This window comes from Hydrogenophaga sp. (assembly GCF_050182545.1).
Lineage (GTDB): Bacteria > Pseudomonadota > Gammaproteobacteria > Burkholderiales > Burkholderiaceae_C > Hydrogenophaga.
In genome coordinates this window covers 54,742-70,721 of record NZ_JBFXCD010000011.1, presented here as the reverse complement: position 1 = coordinate 70,721, position 15,980 = coordinate 54,742, and the positions used below count along the sequence as shown (strand labels likewise).

The 15,980-nt window shown below is 65.3% G+C and carries 16 protein-coding genes and 2 tRNA genes; 5 read left to right on the top strand and 13 right to left on the bottom strand.

All coding sequences use genetic code 11. From position 1 onward, the window contains the following. Positions 1–77: 77 nt before the first annotated feature. The 5 genes from AB7P10_RS13185 to AB7P10_RS13165 all read right to left on the bottom strand — a co-directional run bounded on the left by AB7P10_RS13185 (position 78) and on the right by AB7P10_RS13165 (position 2,932). Positions 78–1,265, bottom strand: a complete 1,188-nt coding sequence (locus AB7P10_RS13185) for an ABC transporter substrate-binding protein (protein ID WP_428294314.1) — start codon at positions 1,263–1,265, stop codon at positions 78–80. Between the two features lie 124 nt (positions 1,266–1,389). Beyond that, the gene (locus AB7P10_RS13180) at positions 1,390–1,869 is read right to left on the bottom strand and encodes a flavodoxin domain-containing protein (protein WP_428294313.1); all 480 of its coding nucleotides are present in this window, start codon (positions 1,867–1,869) and stop codon (positions 1,390–1,392) included. 99 nt (positions 1,870–1,968) lie between these two features. Then, a tRNA-Arg gene (locus AB7P10_RS13175) sits at positions 1,969–2,045 on the bottom strand. Positions 2,046–2,104: 59 nt separating this feature from the next. Further along, a tRNA-Pro gene (locus AB7P10_RS13170) sits at positions 2,105–2,181 on the bottom strand. 46 nt (positions 2,182–2,227) lie between these two features. Then, positions 2,228–2,932, bottom strand: coding sequence for a glutathione binding-like protein (locus tag AB7P10_RS13165; RefSeq protein WP_428294312.1), 705 nt, complete (start codon positions 2,930–2,932; stop codon positions 2,228–2,230). Positions 2,933–3,002: 70 nt separating this feature from the next. Between AB7P10_RS13165 and AB7P10_RS13160 the strand changes: the two genes are divergently transcribed. Next, on the top strand, positions 3,003–3,674 hold the full coding sequence (locus tag AB7P10_RS13160) for a hypothetical protein (RefSeq protein WP_428294311.1): 672 nt from the start codon (positions 3,003–3,005) through the stop codon (positions 3,672–3,674). 12 nt (positions 3,675–3,686) lie between these two features. Here AB7P10_RS13160 and AB7P10_RS13155 read toward each other — a convergent pair whose 3' ends face one another. From AB7P10_RS13155 to AB7P10_RS13135, 5 genes are all read right to left on the bottom strand, one after another. Next, on the bottom strand, positions 3,687–4,946 hold the full coding sequence (locus tag AB7P10_RS13155; RefSeq protein WP_428294310.1) for an acyl-CoA dehydrogenase family protein: 1,260 nt from the start codon (positions 4,944–4,946) through the stop codon (positions 3,687–3,689). A gap of 36 nt (positions 4,947–4,982) precedes the next feature. Further along, positions 4,983–6,068 (bottom strand): phosphotransferase family protein, encoded by a 1,086-nt coding sequence (locus tag AB7P10_RS13150; RefSeq protein WP_428294309.1) that lies wholly within the window; start codon positions 6,066–6,068, stop codon positions 4,983–4,985. Positions 6,069–6,132: 64 nt separating this feature from the next. Next, positions 6,133–6,852 carry a Crp/Fnr family transcriptional regulator gene (locus AB7P10_RS13145; RefSeq protein WP_428294308.1) on the bottom strand — a complete coding sequence of 240 codons (720 nt, stop codon included), beginning with the start codon at positions 6,850–6,852 and terminating at the stop codon, positions 6,133–6,135. A gap of 108 nt (positions 6,853–6,960) precedes the next feature. Beyond that, positions 6,961–7,740: an oxepin-CoA hydrolase, alternative type gene (locus AB7P10_RS13140; protein ID WP_428294307.1), complete on the bottom strand. Its 780-nt coding sequence runs from the start codon at positions 7,738–7,740 to the stop codon at positions 6,961–6,963. A 25-nt stretch (positions 7,741–7,765) separates the two neighbouring features. Further along, positions 7,766–9,286 (bottom strand): 3-hydroxyacyl-CoA dehydrogenase, encoded by a 1,521-nt coding sequence (locus tag AB7P10_RS13135; RefSeq protein WP_428294306.1) that lies wholly within the window; start codon positions 9,284–9,286, stop codon positions 7,766–7,768. A 76-nt stretch (positions 9,287–9,362) separates the two neighbouring features. Between AB7P10_RS13135 and AB7P10_RS13130 the strand changes: the two genes are divergently transcribed. Then, a complete protein-coding gene (locus AB7P10_RS13130) occupies positions 9,363–11,537 on the top strand; it encodes a hypothetical protein (RefSeq protein ID WP_428294305.1) in 2,175 nt (724 codons plus the stop codon). Between the two features lie 72 nt (positions 11,538–11,609). Here AB7P10_RS13130 and AB7P10_RS13125 read toward each other — a convergent pair whose 3' ends face one another. The 3 genes from AB7P10_RS13125 to lexA all read right to left on the bottom strand — a co-directional run bounded on the left by AB7P10_RS13125 (position 11,610) and on the right by lexA (position 13,948). Next, a complete protein-coding gene (locus AB7P10_RS13125) occupies positions 11,610–12,617 on the bottom strand; it encodes a D-2-hydroxyacid dehydrogenase family protein (RefSeq protein ID WP_428294347.1) in 1,008 nt (335 codons plus the stop codon). A gap of 125 nt (positions 12,618–12,742) precedes the next feature. After that, positions 12,743–13,168, bottom strand: coding sequence for a hypothetical protein (locus AB7P10_RS13120; protein ID WP_428294304.1), 426 nt, complete (start codon positions 13,166–13,168; stop codon positions 12,743–12,745). Between the two features lie 93 nt (positions 13,169–13,261). Continuing rightward, positions 13,262–13,948 carry a transcriptional repressor LexA gene (gene lexA / locus AB7P10_RS13115; protein WP_428294303.1) on the bottom strand — a complete coding sequence of 229 codons (687 nt, stop codon included), beginning with the start codon at positions 13,946–13,948 and terminating at the stop codon, positions 13,262–13,264. A 129-nt stretch (positions 13,949–14,077) separates the two neighbouring features. Here lexA and AB7P10_RS13110 point away from each other — a divergent pair, with 129 nt between their 5' ends. The 3 genes from AB7P10_RS13110 to AB7P10_RS13100 are packed head-to-tail and all read left to right on the top strand — an operon-like array spanning position 14,078 to position 15,970. Next, complete coding sequence (locus tag AB7P10_RS13110; protein ID WP_428294302.1) at positions 14,078–15,055, top strand: asparaginase; 978 nt, start codon at positions 14,078–14,080, stop codon at positions 15,053–15,055. 4 nt (positions 15,056–15,059) lie between these two features. Further along, the gene (locus AB7P10_RS13105) at positions 15,060–15,479 is read left to right on the top strand and encodes a hypothetical protein (RefSeq protein WP_428294301.1); all 420 of its coding nucleotides are present in this window, start codon (positions 15,060–15,062) and stop codon (positions 15,477–15,479) included. Between the two features lie 11 nt (positions 15,480–15,490). Beyond that, positions 15,491–15,970: a DUF6152 family protein gene (locus AB7P10_RS13100; RefSeq protein WP_428294300.1), complete on the top strand. Its 480-nt coding sequence runs from the start codon at positions 15,491–15,493 to the stop codon at positions 15,968–15,970. Positions 15,971–15,980: the final 10 nt, after the last annotated feature.

Here is a 15,980-nt window from a genome sequence, read left to right as displayed (position 1 = left end):
AAAACAGACCAGCGCCTGATGGCGCCGGTCTTTCGTGGTGAACGCGCGATGCGTGTGGGGCCGGAGGTGCCGGGTGATCAACCCATGCGGCAGCCGGTAGCGGGGTCGGCCACAGCCTTCGCGGCGACGCCGATCACCTTGTTTTCCTTGTTCTCGACCTTGCGCAGGTACATGTCCTGAATCGGGTTGTGCGCCTTGCTCATGGTCCACTTGCCGCGGGGGCTGTCGATCACGGCACCTTCCATGGCGGCATACAGCGCCTTCTTGTTGCTGATGTCGCCCTTGACGGCGTTGGCGCCCTTGATCAGCAGCAGGCCGGTGTCATAGCCCTGCACGGCGTACACATCGGGCTGGGTGCGGAACGTCTTGGCGTATTCCAGGCGGAACTGCTTGTTGCGCGGGGTGTCCAGCGAATCGCTGTAGTGCATCGTGGTCAGCACGCCGTCGGCGGCATCGCCTGCGGCGTCCAGCACGCCTTCGGTCAGGAAGCCGGATCCGTACAGTTGGATGTTCTTGTTCAGGCCAGCAGCGGCATAGTCGCGCAGGAACTTGGCCGCACCACCACCGGCAAAGAAGCAGGCCACGGCATCGGGCTTGAGCGAGGCGATCTCGGTCAGCAGGGCCTGGAACTCCACATTGGGGAAGGGCAGCCCCAGCTTCTTGACGATCGTGCCCCCCGCTGCGGTGTAGCTTTTCTCGAAGCCTTCGTAGGCTTCTTCGCCGGCGGCATAGTTCCAGGTGATCCAGACGGCCTTCTTGTGACCCCGGTCGACCATGGCCTTGCCCAGCGCCAGCGTGGGTTGCGAGTTGGTGAAAGAGGCGCGGAACACATTGGGAGCGCACTGCGCGCGCGTGGCGATGTGCACGCCGGCGTTGGGAATCAGGTTGAGCACGCCGGTGTCGCGTGCGACTTTGTGGATGCCCATCTGCACGCCCGAGTGGACTGTACCCACGAGCACGTCGACGTTGTCACGCTGCACCAACCGCGTGGCGTTCTCGATGCCCTTGGCGGGGTTGGACTCGTCGTCGACCTTGAAGAACTCGATTTCGCGGCCGCCGAGCTTGCCCCCCTGTTCATTGAGTGCCATGCGGAAGCCGTTTTCGATGGCCACGCCGAGCTGTGCGAACGTGCCGGTGTACGGCAGCATGAAGCCCACGCGGACCTTGTCCGACTGGGCTCGCACGATTTGCGGCAACAACAGGCCAGTGGAGGCGGCACCGATCACGGCAGCGCTGCGGGTCAGGACGAGTCGGCGGGAAGTCATGGAGTTCTCCTGTGGGTGGTTGCCGGAATGCGATTCACTGTAGACATGGGTGCTGGACTTGGCGATCCTGAATTACCCGTACTTGAGGCCTAAAACATTTATGCATGAATTGAAGGCGTTCGTGTCAGGCCATGCTGCCCTGTGCCAGCGCCGTGCTCAGCCACTCCCGGCACCAGGCCGTGCCGTCCACTTCGGCATCGGTGCCCATGCTCGCGTCGTGGCGGAACACATCGCCGATGCGCACGGCACCCAGATCGGCCAGGCGCTCGTCAAAGCGCAGGCCGCCGTGGCAGAAGGTCTCGCCATAAGAACGGTCGCCCAAGGCCATCACGCCGTAACGCACGTGCCCCAGGAAGCGGGGCTCACTGCCCAGTGAGTCGTAGAGCGCGCGGGCATTCTCGGGCACGTCGCCCGCCCCGTGGGTGGATGAACATATGAGATATAGTGCATCCGACTCAAACACGCGGATGTCCAGGCCGTCCATCGGGCGAACCTGAATGCCATCGACCAGGTCGGTGCAGCTCAGTGCAATGGTGTGAGCCACCTGCATGGCGGTTTGCGTCACGCTGCCAACGAGAATGATGAGTGAAGTGGGCGTGTTCATGGCTCAGAAGCTGCAATATACTTCATGAGCCTTTCGCCAGATACCGGGTAAACCCGATGCTTTCGGCCTCTCCAGGGTGCCCGGATGCGGGACGGTGGATGGCCTGCCCGGAGGGACTCGAACCCCCGACCTGCTGCTTAGAAGGCAGCTGCTCTATCCGGTTGAGCTACGGGCAGACAGGGCGATTGACGATACAAAAAAGGCCCACACTGTGGGCCTTTTTGTTTTTAACGAATGGTCGGAGCGGCGGGATTCGAACTCGCGACCCTCTGCTCCCAAAGCAGATGCGCTACCAGGCTGCGCTACGCTCCGACTAAGCGGCGAATTGTACCCGCTGGCAGCGACGGTTCCGGGCGCATCAGCGCTTTTGATATTGCGTCTTGCCAAACAGCGCTTCGCGCGCCTTGTCGTCGGTGAGTGGTTTGCGCGCATCGGCGAGCACGGCCACGCCACGTTGCACGGCGGGGCGCGCAGCGATGGCGTCGAACCAGACCTTCAGGCGCGGATGGTCGGCCCAGTCGACGCCCTGGTTCTGCCAGCTGCGCAGCCAGGGGAAGATGGCGATGTCCGCAATGCTGTACTGGTTGCCGGCGATGAACTTCTGGTCGGCCAGTTGCCTGTCCATCACGCCATAGAGCCGCTTGGCTTCGCTGGTGTATCGATTGATGGCGTACTCGATCTTTTCCGGTGCGTACAGGCGGAAATGGTGTGCCTGGCCGAGCATCGGGCCCACGCCACCCATCTGGAACATCAGCCACTCCAGCACCTTGAACTTGGCCCTGTCGGACCTGGGCAGGAACTTGCCGGTCTTGGCGGCGAGGTAGAGCAGGATCGCGCCCGACTCGAACAGGTGGATGGGTTGCCCGTCTGGACCCACCGGGTCCACCAGGGCCGGAATCTTGTTGTTCGGACTGATCTTGAGGAAGGCGGGGTCGAACTGATCGCCCTGGCCGATGTTGATCGGGTGCACACGCCAGTCGCGCCCGAGCCGCAGCCCGCATTCTTCCAACATGATGTGGACCTTGTGACCGTTGGGTGTCGGCCACGAGTAAACGTCGATCATGGGTCTGCCTTTCTTCTTCGGGTGTGCTGGGTATGCTTGGGCGATTCACTCTACGGGAAAATGCACACCCATGTTCGAGCGCCTGAAAAAAGCCTGGCTCCGCCTGCACTGGTCGTCCGCTCAGCGCGAACCCCTGGCGCAATGGGCGCAGGCGCATGACCTCGCGTTCACACCTCAGGCCCACGGGGCCTTTGTCTTGTCGGGCCACTGGTCGGGGCAGCCTGTGCGCATCGAATGCGCGTCCTCGTCGCGCCCTTTCATCAAGGGCATGGAGCTCATGGCGCGCGCCGATCTGGGGCTGGCGGGGTCAGGCGGCGTGGTGCTGATGAACCGCATCCTCAAGCTCCACCTGGAGCAGTGGGCGAGCGAACTCTATTCGCAGTACACCGACACGCTGCAAACCACGGCACATGCGCTGCCTGACGAGGTGCGCTGGCTGGCGATGTACCGCGACGCCGGCTGGACAGGTCCCGACAGCCACTTCTGGGCCCGCTACGCGGTGCTCACCGACACGCCGGACATGGCGCGCCAATGGATCGACGGCGACGGACTCCGGCGCCTGATGGATTGGCCCAACGACGCGGTGACGGCCGCGACCCCCTTGATGTTGATGGTGATGCGCGGCAAGGCCTACATGCGCCTGCAGCTCGATGCGCCGCGCGACACCGCCACGGCACTGCACGCGCTGGACCTGTTCCACCATTTCAGCCGCCGGGCCCGTGAAGAGGCGGGCCCGCGCTGAGCGCCGACGCCCTCAGAAGCCGCGGGTGACCGGCATCTCGACTTCGGTCTTGATCGCCATGTGCCTGGCCAGCTCCAGCTTGGCGATGGACTGACGGTGCACTTCATCCGGACCGTCGGCCAGGCGCAAGGTGCGTTGACCGGCGTAGGCGTATGCCAGCGGAAAATCGTCGCTCACGCCACCGCCGCCGTGGGCCTGGATGGCCATGTCGATGATGTCGCAGGCCATGTTGGGCGCCACCACCTTGATCATCGCGATCTCGGCCTTGGCCACCTTGTTGCCCACGGTGTCCATCATGTAGGCGGCCTTGAGCGTGAGCAGGCGCGCCATCTCGATGCGGCAGCGTGCGTCGGCGATGCGCTCATGCCAGACCGACTGGGCCGAGACCGGCTTGCCGAACGCAATGCGGCTGTTCAGGCGCTTGCACATGAGTTCGAGTGCGCGCTCGGCCGCACCGATGGAGCGCATGCAGTGGTGGATGCGGCCCGGGCCGAGGCGGCCCTGCGCGATCTCGAAGCCCCGGCCTTCGCCCAGCAGGATGTTGCCGACCGGCACGCGCACGTTCTTGAGCACCACCTCCATGTGGCCGTGCGGCGCGTCGTCATAGCCGAACACCGACAGGGGGCGCACCACGGTGATGCCCTGGCTGTCGGCCGGCACGATGATCATCGACTGCTGTGAGTGGCGTGGTGCGTCCGGGTTGGTCTTGCCCATGACGATATACACCGCGCAACGCGGATCGCCCGCGCCGGACGACCACCATTTGCGGCCGTTGATGACGTAGTGGTCGCCATCCCGCTCGATGCTGCACTGGATGTTGGTCGCGTCGGACGATGCCACCTCCGGCTCGGTCATCAGGAAGGCCGATCGGATCTCGCCACGCAGCAGCGGCTCCAGCCAGCGGTCCTTCAGCTCTTCACTGGCGTAGCGCTCAAAGGTCTCCATGTTGCCGGTGTCGGGTGCCGAGCAGTTGAACACCTCGGCGGCGAAGGGCACGCGCCCCATGATCTCGCACAGGGGGGCGTATTCCAGGTTGGACAGGCCCTGTGGCGCACGCGGGCTGCGCGGCAGGAACAGGTTCCACAGGCCGGCCTTGAGCGCCTTGGGCTTGAGCTCCTCGATGATGGCCGTGGGAATCCAGGGGTTGCCCTTGGCGCGGTTGGCGGCGATTTCCGCGTAGAAGCGCGCTTCGTTGGGGTAGATGTGTTCGTCCATGAACGCCAGCAGTTGCTCGCGCATGTTCTTGACCTTGTCGGTGTAGTCGAAATTCATCGTGTCTCCAGTGGGGTGATGCGGTGGGTGTGGGGATCAGCCTGCGCTGGCGAAGCGCCAGGCCATCTCGGCCATGGGCCGGGCGCCGGCGGCGGACTTCACGGCTTGCTCGCTGGATGCGGTGCCGGCTTCGACCCGCTTGGCGATGCCTTGCAGGATGGCGGCAAGGCGGAACATGTTGTAGGCCAGGTAGAAATTCCAGTCGGCCTTGAGCTGCGCGGGTTCGGCCAGGCCGGTGCGCTCGCAATACAAGGCGATGTACTCGTCCTCCGTGGGGATGCCCAGGGATTTCACGTCGAGCCCACCGATGCCGCGGAACATGCCCGGCGGGATGTGCCACGACATGCAGTGGTAGCTGAAGTCAGCCAGTGGGTGGCCCAGCGTGGAGAGCTCCCAGTCCAGCACGGCCAGCACGCGCGGTTCGCTCGAATGGAACATCAGGTTGTCCAGCCGGAAGTCGCCGTGCACCACCGAGAGCAGGGACTCGTCGCGCGCCATCGCCGGGATGTTGTGCGGCAGCCAGGCCATGAGCAGGTCCATCTCGGCAATGGGCTGCGTGATCGAAGCCTGGTATTGCTTGCTCCAGCGGCCGATCTGGCGCTCGAAGTAGTTGCCCGGCTTGCCATAGCCGTCCAGGCCGATCTGCAGGGGCTTGACGGTGTGCAGCGCCGCGATGACGCGGTTCATCTCGTCATAGATGGCGCCGCGCTGTGCGCGGTCCATACCGGGCAGTGACTGGTCCCAGAGCACGCGGCCATCAACGCACTCCATCACGTAGAAGGCGCGGCCGATCACCGACTCGTCCTCGCACAGCGCGTGCATCTGCGCCACGGGCACGCCCGTACCGTGCAGCGCACTCATCACACGGAACTCGCGCTCGATGGCGTGGGCGGACGGCAGCAGCCTGGCCACCGGCCCGGGCTTGGCACGCATCACATAGGCGCGTTGGGGCGTGATGAGCTTGTAGGTCGGGTTGGATTGCCCGCCCTTGAACATCTCCACCGTCAGCGGGCCCGCAAAGCCCGGCAGGCGGGGCGCAAGCCAGCGCTCGAGCGCGGGAACGTCGAAGGCGTGTTGCCCGGCGACGGGGCGGGTGCCGACAAAGGTTTGTGTATCGCTCATGCAGCAGGGCTCGAGGCCTTTGGGGGTTGAGGGGCCGGCACCTTCTGCAGCGATGGGTGGGGCGTCAGGACTCCGCTTCGGCGATGCGCATGAGCATCTCGCGGTTGCGCACGACAAGACCACCTTGTTCGATGCGGATTGCGTTCTCGCGCTCCATGGATTTGAGTTCCTGGTTCACGCGCTGTCGCGATGCGCCGAGCAGCTGCGCCAGTTCTTCCTGCGCGAGCTGCAAGCCGATGCGCATCTCGCTGCCGTCCGACAGGCAGGGCACGCCATAGCTGCGCACCAGGTGCAGCAACTGTTTGGCCAGGCGCGCGCGCAGCGGCAAGGTATTGAGATCCTCCACCAGACCGAACAGCGTGCGGATGCGACGCGCCTGCAGGCGCATCAATGCTTCGTACAGCTCGACGTGCGAAGCCAGGATTTTCTGAAAGTCGCTGCGCGCCACGCACAGCAACGTGGTCGGGCCATGGGCATACGCATCGTGCGTGCGCTGGTCGCCGTCGAACATCGCCACGTCGCCGAACCACACGCCGGGTTCCACGTAGGTCAACGTGATCTGCTTGCCCGAGAGCGAGGTGGAGCTCACCCGCACCGCGCCCCTTGCCACCGCCGACCACTCGTTGGGCGGATCGCCGCGCGCGACGATCAGGTCGCCGTCCTTGAATCGCTTGACGTGGGCGCATCGGAGTATGTCGTGACGCAGGGATGGAGAAAGGCTGTTGAACCAGCGACCGTTGTTGATCGCCTCGCGTTCTTCCATTGTCAGAATCGGTTCGTCCATGGGCTGTCTTTTGAGTGACTGGCAAAGCCAGCATTGTCGCCACTGGGACGCGGCGGAGGGATCAGGGTATGCGCGCAGGGCCGTCTTGTGCCGCGCCGATGCGCGGTCTCAGCGATAGCTGGCGGGCCGTTTTTCCAGGAAAGCAGCGATGCCTTCCCCTGCATTGGCGTGATGCAGGTTGCGCACGAAGTGGTCGCGTTCGGACGCGAGCTGTGCGTGCAGCGGCGTGACCAGCGCGTCGTTGGCCAGTTCCTTGATGCTGGCCAGCGCGTTGGGCGCTCGCGCGTTGAGCCGCTCGCACAACGCCAGCGCGGCGGAAAGCGCCTCTCCAGGGGGGGCGACCTGGTTGACAACGCCGAGTTGCTGAAGGCGTTCGGCAGCGACGCGGTCACCACACAACAGCAACTGCAGCGCCGTGGCACGGGGCATGGCGCGCATCAGGCTCCAGGTGGCCCCGCCGTCCGGAGACAGTCCCACGCTGCTGTAGGACATGGCAAACACGCTGTTCTGGGCGGCCAGGATCAGGTCGCAGGCCAGAGCGAGCGAGAAGCCGGCACCGGCGCACGCGCCTTCCACTGCAGCCACCACTGGCTTGGGAAAGGCGCGAATGGTCTCGATCCAGTTGTGCAGGCCCTCGATGCTCTGGGCCTGGACGTCAGGTGGTTGCTGCCGATTGGCCTGCAGCCGCTGCAGATTGCCACCAGCGCAGAAATGCGCGCCTTCACCCGTGACGATCACGCTGCGCACCTCGGGATTGCTCTCGGCCACGTTGAGCGCTTCAACCCCTGCGGCGTACATGTCGGGGCCGAGTGCATTGCGGTGCTCAGGGTTGCTGATGGTCAGCACCATGGTCTGTCCATGGCTGTGGCTTTTCAGGCTGGCGGTCATGCGGTGTGCGTCCGGAGGATGGAGGTCAGGCTTCTTCGTGCGTCAGGCTCAGGCCCAGCGCGCCACGGCGGCGCAGCCAGGGCGAGGGGCGGTAACGCGGGTCGCCGTACACCGTCTGCAGGTTGAACAGGATCTCCAGCACGTTGGTGGGGCCGATGCGGTCGCCCATCGCCAGTGGACCCATCGGGTAACCCAGACCCAACGTGACCGCCACATCCAGGTCGGCCGGCGAACAGATGCCTTGCTGGCACATGTCGGTGGCGATGTTGACGATGGTGGCCACGACGCGCTGCGTGACGAAGCCGCCACTGTCGCGCACCACACTCACGGCCTTGCCGTCGCTGGCGAACAGCGCGTGTGCGGCGTCGCGCATGTCGGACCGCGTCGCGGGATTGGTCGCCAGCACGCGGCGCTTTGTCGAAGCGTCTTCCAGCATCATGTCGATGCCAACGGTGCGAGAGGCGTCCAGCCGCTCGACCGCGGCCAGGGTAGTCACGTCCAGGCCCAGTGGCGCAACCAGGATCAGCGCGTCAGCCGATGGCGCCGCGGCGGTTTCGATGCGCGCACCCAGGTCCTTGAGCAACTGGTAGAGCTCGGCTCGGCGGGCCGCCTTGGGCGAGACCCAGACAGGTGGGCGTTCCGAAACGGTGGGCACGGGCGCCTCGGCGGGCACCTGCGCGACACCCTTGTCGTAGGCGTAGAAGCCTTCGCCCACCTTCTTGCCCACCACGCCACCGGCCAGGCGCTGCGCGGTGATCACGCTGGGGCGGTAACGCGGCTCTTCGAAGTATTGGTGGTAGATCGACTCCATCACCGGGTGCGACACGTCCAGCGCGGTCAGGTCCATCAGCTCGAAGGGGCCGAGCTTGAAGCCCATCTGGTCCTTGAGAATGCGGTCGATGGTGGCGAAGTCGGCAACACGCTCGCCGACCACACGCAGCGCCTCGGTGCCATAGCCTCGGCCCGCATGGTTCACGATGAAGCCGGGTGTGTCCTGTGCCGAGACCGGCGTATGGCCGAACTGGCGCGTGTAATCGGTCAGGCGCTGGCACACCTCGGCGCGGGTCTTGAGGCCGGCGATGACCTCCACCACCTTCATCAGCGGCACCGGGTTGAAGAAGTGGTAGCCCGCGAGCTGGCCCGGGCGCTTGAGGGCCGCGCCGATGGAGGTGACCGACAGCGACGAGGTGTTGGTGGCGAGCACGGCTTCGGGCTGGACGATTCCTTCGAGATCGGCGAACAGGCGTTGCTTCACATCGAGCCGTTCCACCACGGCCTCGACCACGAGGTCGCAGGGGGCAAGATCGGTCAGTGCGGAGGCCAGATGCAGGCGCGCGAGGCAGTCCTCCATGCGGCTTGCTTCCATGCGGTTCTTGCCCACCAGCGTCTGCCAGGTGGACTGGAGGGCGGCACGCGCCGCTTCGGCGGCACCAGGCTGCACGTCGAACAGCCAGACCTCGCTGCCGGCCTGGGCGGCCATCTGGGCAATGCCGCGGCCCATGGCGCCGGTTCCGACGATGCCTGTGCGGGGAAATATGGGTTGCATATGTGTGTTGTATTTGGAATGAGGGCGTCTGGAGCTATGACAAAATGTTTGGACGAAAGAACCAAGGACATCCAAAGTGCGCCAGACATGGACAGGCTGTATTTTGCTATCAACTGCGCTGAGCAGTTCGGCGGCCACACTGGGGAGGCACAGTGGAGCGGCCATCATTGGTCAACCGCTCGATGTCCGCGTACAGGTCCTGCTCGCACCGGGTGAGGATCTGGCCAACCAGTGCCTCAATGCAGACGTCTATTACGGTGACGCGCAGGTTTCGCGCGCTGTCGTGCGCAGCACGCCCCAGAAGACCGCTCCGGATGCCGAAGCCTCAGTGCGTATCCAGGCCGCATTGCCGGTCAATGAACCCATCGTCACGCTCTACGTGCGCGCGGGCTGCGACACCGCGTTCACCCGGCGGTTCGTCCTGCTTGCCGATCCCCTGAACGAGCCGCTCGCGTCGCCCGCCGACCGCTCGCCTGCCGCTTCGAGGGCCGCAGCGGCCCCGCCGCCGGCCGTGCAGGCGCCAACTGCGCCTGCTGGCGGTGATGGCTCGCCTGGCCGTGCCGGTGCGGGTGCCGCAAGTGCAGCCGGCGCAGCGGGTGGATCCGCTGGCACGTCCGCGATGGCACCGGCCAGACCGTCCGCCCGAGCGGAGCGACCAGCCCGCGATCGCGAGGCGACATCAGCACAAGCCAGTGGGCCGAGACCGCCCAGTGTGGTGCGCCGCGCGCCGGCACCGAAGCCAGCACCCGTCGCCACCCCGCGACTCCAGCTCGATCCGGTGGACCTGAGTCCTGGCATCGAGCGCGATCCGGTCCTCCGGCTTTCGCCTTCGCTGCTGAGCGAACCCGGCACGTCGGAAGAAGCGCGTGCTGCGGCAGGGCGGCTCTGGAAGGCCATCAATGCGTCGCCCGAAGACATCCTGCGCGACGCAGGCAAGCTGGCCGAACTGGAAGCAGAGGCCACCCGCTTGCGCGAAGCCCAGGCCCAGGCGCAGGCACGGATCAACGAGCTGGATGCCCAAGTGAGTCAGGCCCGGGACCAGCGCTACCGCAACTGGCTTGTCTATCTGCTGGGAGGTCTGTTCCTGCTGGCGCTGCTGGCACTGCTCCTGCTGTGGCGTCGCCGCCCGCTGGCGCAAGGTTCACAAGCCTGGTGGTCGTCCGAACCCGGCGACCGGAGCTCTCTGGATGCTCCAGCCGTCGCGGACACCCGCAAGGGCCCCAGGAGCGGGGTTGCCCCGCTGGACAACAACGCGCGCAGCATGGATGTCGACCTGAGCCTCGATCTCGATCAGGACTCGTCTCTTGAGAGCATGCCTGTCCCTCTCGACAGGGATGTGCGCTCGAAACGCCAGCCAGAGCAGCCTGCTGCCCCGTTGCAGGCGGGTGATCGTCGGGATTTCTCCCCCAGCGCCCTTGGGGTGTCGCGTTCGGTTGCGGCCGAGGAACTGTTCGATGTGCAGCAGCAAGCCGACTTCTTCGTGTCCTTGGGGGAAGAAGAACAAGCCATTCAGGTTCTGCGCGGTCACCTCGCGGAAAGCCATGAGCCCAGCCCCCTGGCCTATCTGGACCTGTTCAAGCTGTACCACCGGCTGGGTCGCCGCGAAGACTACGACGCCTTGCGCGACGAATTCAATCACGTCTTCAATGCCGGCGCGCCGCCGTTCAGCCAGTACGCGGACGCCGGGCGTGGGCTGGATGCCTACGAGACTGCCTTCAGTCGCATCCAGTCGCTGTGGCCGCAGCCGAAGGTACTGGATTTGATCGAAGAGTCGATTTTCCGCGACGCCAACGACGATCAGGTTGAGGTGTTTGATCTGGAGGCTTACCGCGAACTGCTGCTGTTGCACGCCATTGCGAAGGAACTGATTCAGCGCGACGACTCGCCTGGTGCCTCGCATTCCGAGTTCCGGCAGACCAGCATGCAACCCCTCAAAGCCGATGGTCGGGTCTCGGTCCGCTCGACCGCTGCGGCCACTGGCGCCGATCTGGCGGGCCGCAACACCGAGCCGATGGCGTTCGACGTCCTGACACCGGCCTCGGCGAACCTGGGCCTGGACATCAACCTGAACGATCTGTCGGAGTTCTCGGCTTTCGAGGCAACGCTGCCTGAAACCACGCCGCCAGTAGAGCCGGCGGTGCGACCGCAGACGCAGACAGGTGAGACTTCAAGCAATCTGATCGATTTTGAGGTGCTGGACTTCATGCCGCCGGACGAAGACCCTTCATCCAAGCCCGACGACCGCAGGTGATAGTCAGAGGATCAACATGAAAAACGCCGGCCTGAGCCGGCGTTTTTTCGTGTTGATCAGGTTGTGGCGGATTCAGCGCCGGACCTGCAGAGCGCCGGGATTGACGATATGGGTCGGCGTGCCCTTGATGAAGTTGACCACGTTGTCAAAGGCCGAGGAGAAATACATCTCGTAGCTGTCCTGTTCAACGTAGCCGATGTGGGGGGTGCAGATGCAGTTCTCCAGGCGCAGCAGGGCATGGCCCTGCAGAATGGGTTCCGACTCGAACACGTCGATCGCCGCCATGCCCGGTCGGCCACGGTTCAGGGCGGTGATCAAGGCCTCAGGCTGAATGAGTTCGGCGCGCGAGGTGTTCACCAGCAGTGCGGTGGTTTTCATGCCGGCCAGATCTTCCGGCGTCACGCAGCCAGCGCTGCGTTCGCTCAGGCGCAGGTGCAGGGAAAGGACATCGGCGCATTCGAACAAGGCGGCTTTGCTGGGCGCCACATCGAACCCGTCGGCCGCAGCCCGGGCCCGGCTTTCTTCGCTGCCCCAGACCATGACCCGCATACCGAATGCGCGTCCATAGCCCGCGACCATCTGGCCGATTCGGCCGTAGCTCCAGACCCCCAGGGTTTTGCCACTCAGCACCATGCCGAGCCCGAAGTTGGCGGGCATCGCGGCCGCCTTCAACCCGGCCTGTTGCCACGCGCCGTGTTTGAGGTTGGAGACGTATTGCGGGATGCGCCGCATCGCCGCGAGGATCAAACCCCAGGTGAGCTCTGCGGTTGAGACCGGCGAGCCCATGCCTTCGGCGACCGCAATACCACGCTCGGTGCACGCCGCCACGTCCAGATGACTGCCCACGCGCCCGGTCTGGGCGATCAGCTTGAGCCGGGGCAACTTCTCAATGAGTTGGCGGGTCACGACGGTGCGTTCCCGGATCAGCACCAGCACGTCGGCGTCGCGCAGGCGCACGGACAACTGTCCCACGCCTTTGACCGTGTTTGTAAAGACCTTGGCCGGATAGGGCTCCAGTTTCTCGGCACAGCGCAGCTTGCGCACGGCGTCCTGATAGTCATCAAGGATCACGATATTCATGAGCCCTATTGTGCCTTCAGGCGATGCAGTCACCACCCGGGCGCCTGCAGTCGATGCCCGCACACGCACGGATCGCAGGGCGGGCGCGGCGGGCTCGCCAGGTCATGGCTGTGACCCCGCGCGGATCAGGCGGCGCGCGAGGCCAGTTGATGCTCCTGATCGGCCAGTCGGTCGAGTTCCGCGCACACATCGTTGATGCGACCTGAAATCACCAGCCTGACGCCAGCCTGCCGCGCGACCCCGCGACCCGTCTGGCGCAGCACATGCACGCGACATGACGGGCTTGTGGGACTGCTCGTGGGGACAGGCGCCGCGAGAGGCTCCCGCGACGTTTGCGCCTGAGCCTGGCGACCGAGCCAGCCGGCGCGCGCAAAGCGTTGCACGACCGACTTCGCGACCATGCTTTCATTCGCGGCGGGTGTCTTGCGCAGGGCAGGCGCGGGCAGCCAGCAATCGATCAGTTGAAGGGGCGCGCGCCAGGTGCTGGTGTTGAAAAGTTTTCCCATGTGAACTCCGAAAAAGGGGTTGAACACAGGCAGGATTGCAGACAAGAGCGCCTTCGCAGGGATGTGTCCATGGGTGCGGCATGCCCACCCGAAAGACCAAACGCCCGCCACCTGCTGAGGCGACAACGATTGGCTCGGTCAGAGCTGGAAACTGTTGCGGATCAGGCCCACGGCGAGGCCTTCGATTTCAAACGGCTCACCCGGTTCGACCACGATGGTCTTGTAGTCGGGGTTCTCCGCATGCAATTCGATCAGGTGCTGGCGTCGCATGAAACGTTTGACGGTGACGTCGTCGCCCAGGCGGGCCACCACGATCTGGCCGTTCTTGGCTTCCTTGGTGGCCTGCACCGCGAGCAGATCGCCGTCCATGATGCCGATGTCGCGCATGGACATGCCCCGCACTTTGAGCAGGTAGTCGGGCGTGCGCTGGAACAGGCTGCGTTCGACCTGGTAGGTCTGGTCCACGTGTTCCTGCGCAAGGATGGGCGAACCCGCCGCCACGCGTCCGATCAGGGGCAGCACCAACTGGGACAGGCTGGCGAGCGGGAGTGTAAGCTGGCGCCCGCGCGAATCGTTGATGGATTGCAGATCTTCACTGCGCAGACGGATGCCACGCGATGTGCCACTGACCAGCTCGATGACGCCCTTGCGCGCGAGCGCCTGCAGGTGTTCTTCGGCGGCATTGGCCGACTTGAACCCCAGTTCACTGGCGATCTCCGCGCGCGTGGGAGGGGCACCGGTGCGTGCGATGGCGGTCTGGATCAGTTCCAGTATCTGCTGTTGCCGGGCGGTCAGCTTTGGAGCGGTGTGGGGCAAGTCGAGCATGGAGACCTCGTGGAAGACGGGGGCCGGGGAGTACGCCTTGTGGATGAGCAACGGCAAGTGCTTCGAAGGCGTGCCTGTTTGTCCATCCAGTGCCTGTATTTTTAACCAGTTTCAAAGGATTGGCAAGTGGTGGATCCAAACGAAGCCCGACAACTTGTGATCATGGGCACCGGCGGCACGATCGCGGGACGCGCGGCCCAGGCGGGCGACAACGTCGGCTACGTGGCCGCCCAGGTGGGGGTGGGCGACCTGGTGGCAGCGGTGCCCGCGCTGGCCGGGCTGTCCCTTGAAGTGGAGCAGGTGGCGCAGATCGACAGCAAGGACATGGGCTTGCCCGTGTGGCAAGCGCTCGCTCGGCGGCTGGCGCTTCATCTGGAACGACCGGAGGTCTCGGCGGTCGTTGTGACCCATGGCACCGACACCCTCGAGGAAACCGCGTTCGTTCTGCAGCGCTTGCTGCAACCCAACAAGCCCGTGGTGCTGACTTGCGCCATGCGGCCCGCCTCGGCGCTGGTCCCCGACGGCCCGCAGAACCTGAGCGACGCGGTCTCGGTCGCCCGCCAGATGCGCGAGGGCGGGGTGTTCGTTGTCTGCGCGGGTCAGGTGCATGGGGCGCTGGAAGTGGCCAAGGTGCATACGTACCGGCTCGATGCCTTCGATTCAGGAGAAGCGGGCCCGATCGCATGCGTCGAGGAGGGTTGCGTGCGACGTTTTCGCGCTGAAACCCCCGTGTCTGGCCGCGCCACCCGTGACGAGGCGGCGCTGTCGCGCTTTCTGGCCGCGCGGGAGCTGCCCCGGGTGGAACTGGTGACCAGCCATGCCGACGCGGGAGGTGATCTGGTGCGCGCACTGGTTGCGCAGGGACACGAAGGGGCCACGCGCCCGCTCCGCGGCATCGTTGTGGCGGGCACGGGGAACGGATCGGTGCACGAGGCATTGACCGCGGCCGTGAACGAGGCACGGTCCCGGGGCGTGCGGGTGGTGCTCTCCAGCCGCTGCCCGCAAGGGCGCGTGGTCCCCCACCCGGGTTTGGTTTTTGACCACTCCGCCGGCCTCTCGCCTGTCAAGGCCCGACTGGCGCTTGCGCTGGAACTGCTGGAGCGCTGAAGCCATGTTCGCCGCGCTCGGCGCGCACCCTTGGGCCTATCCAATGTTGGAGGTGGTCCATCTGTTCGGGGTGGCCATGTTGCTGGGCAATCTCACACTGCTGGAGCTGCGTGTGTTTGGCTGGGGCAAGGCCCTGCCGCTGGAACCGCTGGCCAGACTCAGTCTCGGGCTCGTGGCGACGGGTTTCGGCATGGCGGTGGTCTCCGGCCTGTTGATGTTCGGTACCCAGGCCGGGGAACTGCTGGCCAATCGCGTATTCACAGCCAAGATGGCGCTGATCATGCTGGCCGGGTGCAATGCCGGCTGGTTTCACGCCCGCCGCTCGCTGCAGCGGCAGGATCGCACCGCGCGCGTCCTCATGCTGCTGTCGTCGGTGCTGTGGCTGCTGGTGCTGACCTGCGGCCGATGGATTGGCTACGTGTGAAGGAGATGACCATGCAACGACGTGACGTGATCCATGCGGGTGCAGGGCTCGGTCTGGCGGGATGGATCCCCGCAGCTTGGGCCCATCACGGCTGGAGCAGCTTCGACCAGAACCGGCCAATCTACCTGGAAGGCCGCGCGGTGGAAGTGAAATGGCGCAACCCCCACGCCGAGCTGGTGCTGGAGTTGCTCGAGAACCTGCAATTGCCGGCCGATCTCGCCCAGCGGCCCCTGCCGGCGCAGACGGCCGCCATCGACGGGCCGGCCCTGCTAGCCAGGGCCGTGTTGCCATCGCGCCGAGATCGCCGCTGGGAAATCGAGCTCGCGCCCCTGTTTCGCCTCGGTCAATGGCAGATGCCGGAAATTCGCGCTGGGTCCGCGCTGTCCGTGGTGGGCTTCACCTTCAAGGGCGAAATGGGTGAGGCCATCCTGCGCGCCGAGTACGTCTTCCTCGACGGCAAGACCTACGGCCTGCGCTCTGGTCCGGCCTGAGCCGCGACAA

What these genes read in the sequence shown, in the direction of transcription:
- AB7P10_RS13165 (WP_428294312.1), bottom strand. Translation starts at nt 2,932, where the DNA reads ATGATCGACGTTTACTCGTGGCCGACACCCAACGGTCACAAGGTCCAC.
- AB7P10_RS13155 (WP_428294310.1), bottom strand. Translation starts at nt 4,946, where the DNA reads ATGAATTTCGACTACACCGACAAGGTCAAGAACATGCGCGAGCAACTG.
- AB7P10_RS13185 (WP_428294314.1), bottom strand. Translation starts at nt 1,265, where the DNA reads ATGACTTCCCGCCGACTCGTCCTGACCCGCAGCGCTGCCGTGATCGGT.
- AB7P10_RS13140 (WP_428294307.1), bottom strand. Translation starts at nt 7,740, where the DNA reads ATGACCGCCAGCCTGAAAAGCCACAGCCATGGACAGACCATGGTGCTG.
- AB7P10_RS13105 (WP_428294301.1), top strand. Translation starts at nt 15,060, where the DNA reads ATGTTCGCCGCGCTCGGCGCGCACCCTTGGGCCTATCCAATGTTGGAG.
- AB7P10_RS13145 (WP_428294308.1), bottom strand. Translation starts at nt 6,852, where the DNA reads ATGGACGAACCGATTCTGACAATGGAAGAACGCGAGGCGATCAACAAC.
- AB7P10_RS13160 (WP_428294311.1), top strand. Translation starts at nt 3,003, where the DNA reads ATGTTCGAGCGCCTGAAAAAAGCCTGGCTCCGCCTGCACTGGTCGTCC.
- AB7P10_RS13100 (WP_428294300.1), top strand. Translation starts at nt 15,491, where the DNA reads ATGCAACGACGTGACGTGATCCATGCGGGTGCAGGGCTCGGTCTGGCG.
- AB7P10_RS13135 (WP_428294306.1), bottom strand. Translation starts at nt 9,286, where the DNA reads ATGCAACCCATATTTCCCCGCACAGGCATCGTCGGAACCGGCGCCATG.
- AB7P10_RS13125 (WP_428294347.1), bottom strand. Translation starts at nt 12,617, where the DNA reads ATGAATATCGTGATCCTTGATGACTATCAGGACGCCGTGCGCAAGCTG.
- AB7P10_RS13180 (WP_428294313.1), bottom strand. Translation starts at nt 1,869, where the DNA reads ATGAACACGCCCACTTCACTCATCATTCTCGTTGGCAGCGTGACGCAA.
- AB7P10_RS13150 (WP_428294309.1), bottom strand. Translation starts at nt 6,068, where the DNA reads ATGAGCGATACACAAACCTTTGTCGGCACCCGCCCCGTCGCCGGGCAA.
- lexA (WP_428294303.1), bottom strand. Translation starts at nt 13,948, where the DNA reads ATGCTCGACTTGCCCCACACCGCTCCAAAGCTGACCGCCCGGCAACAG.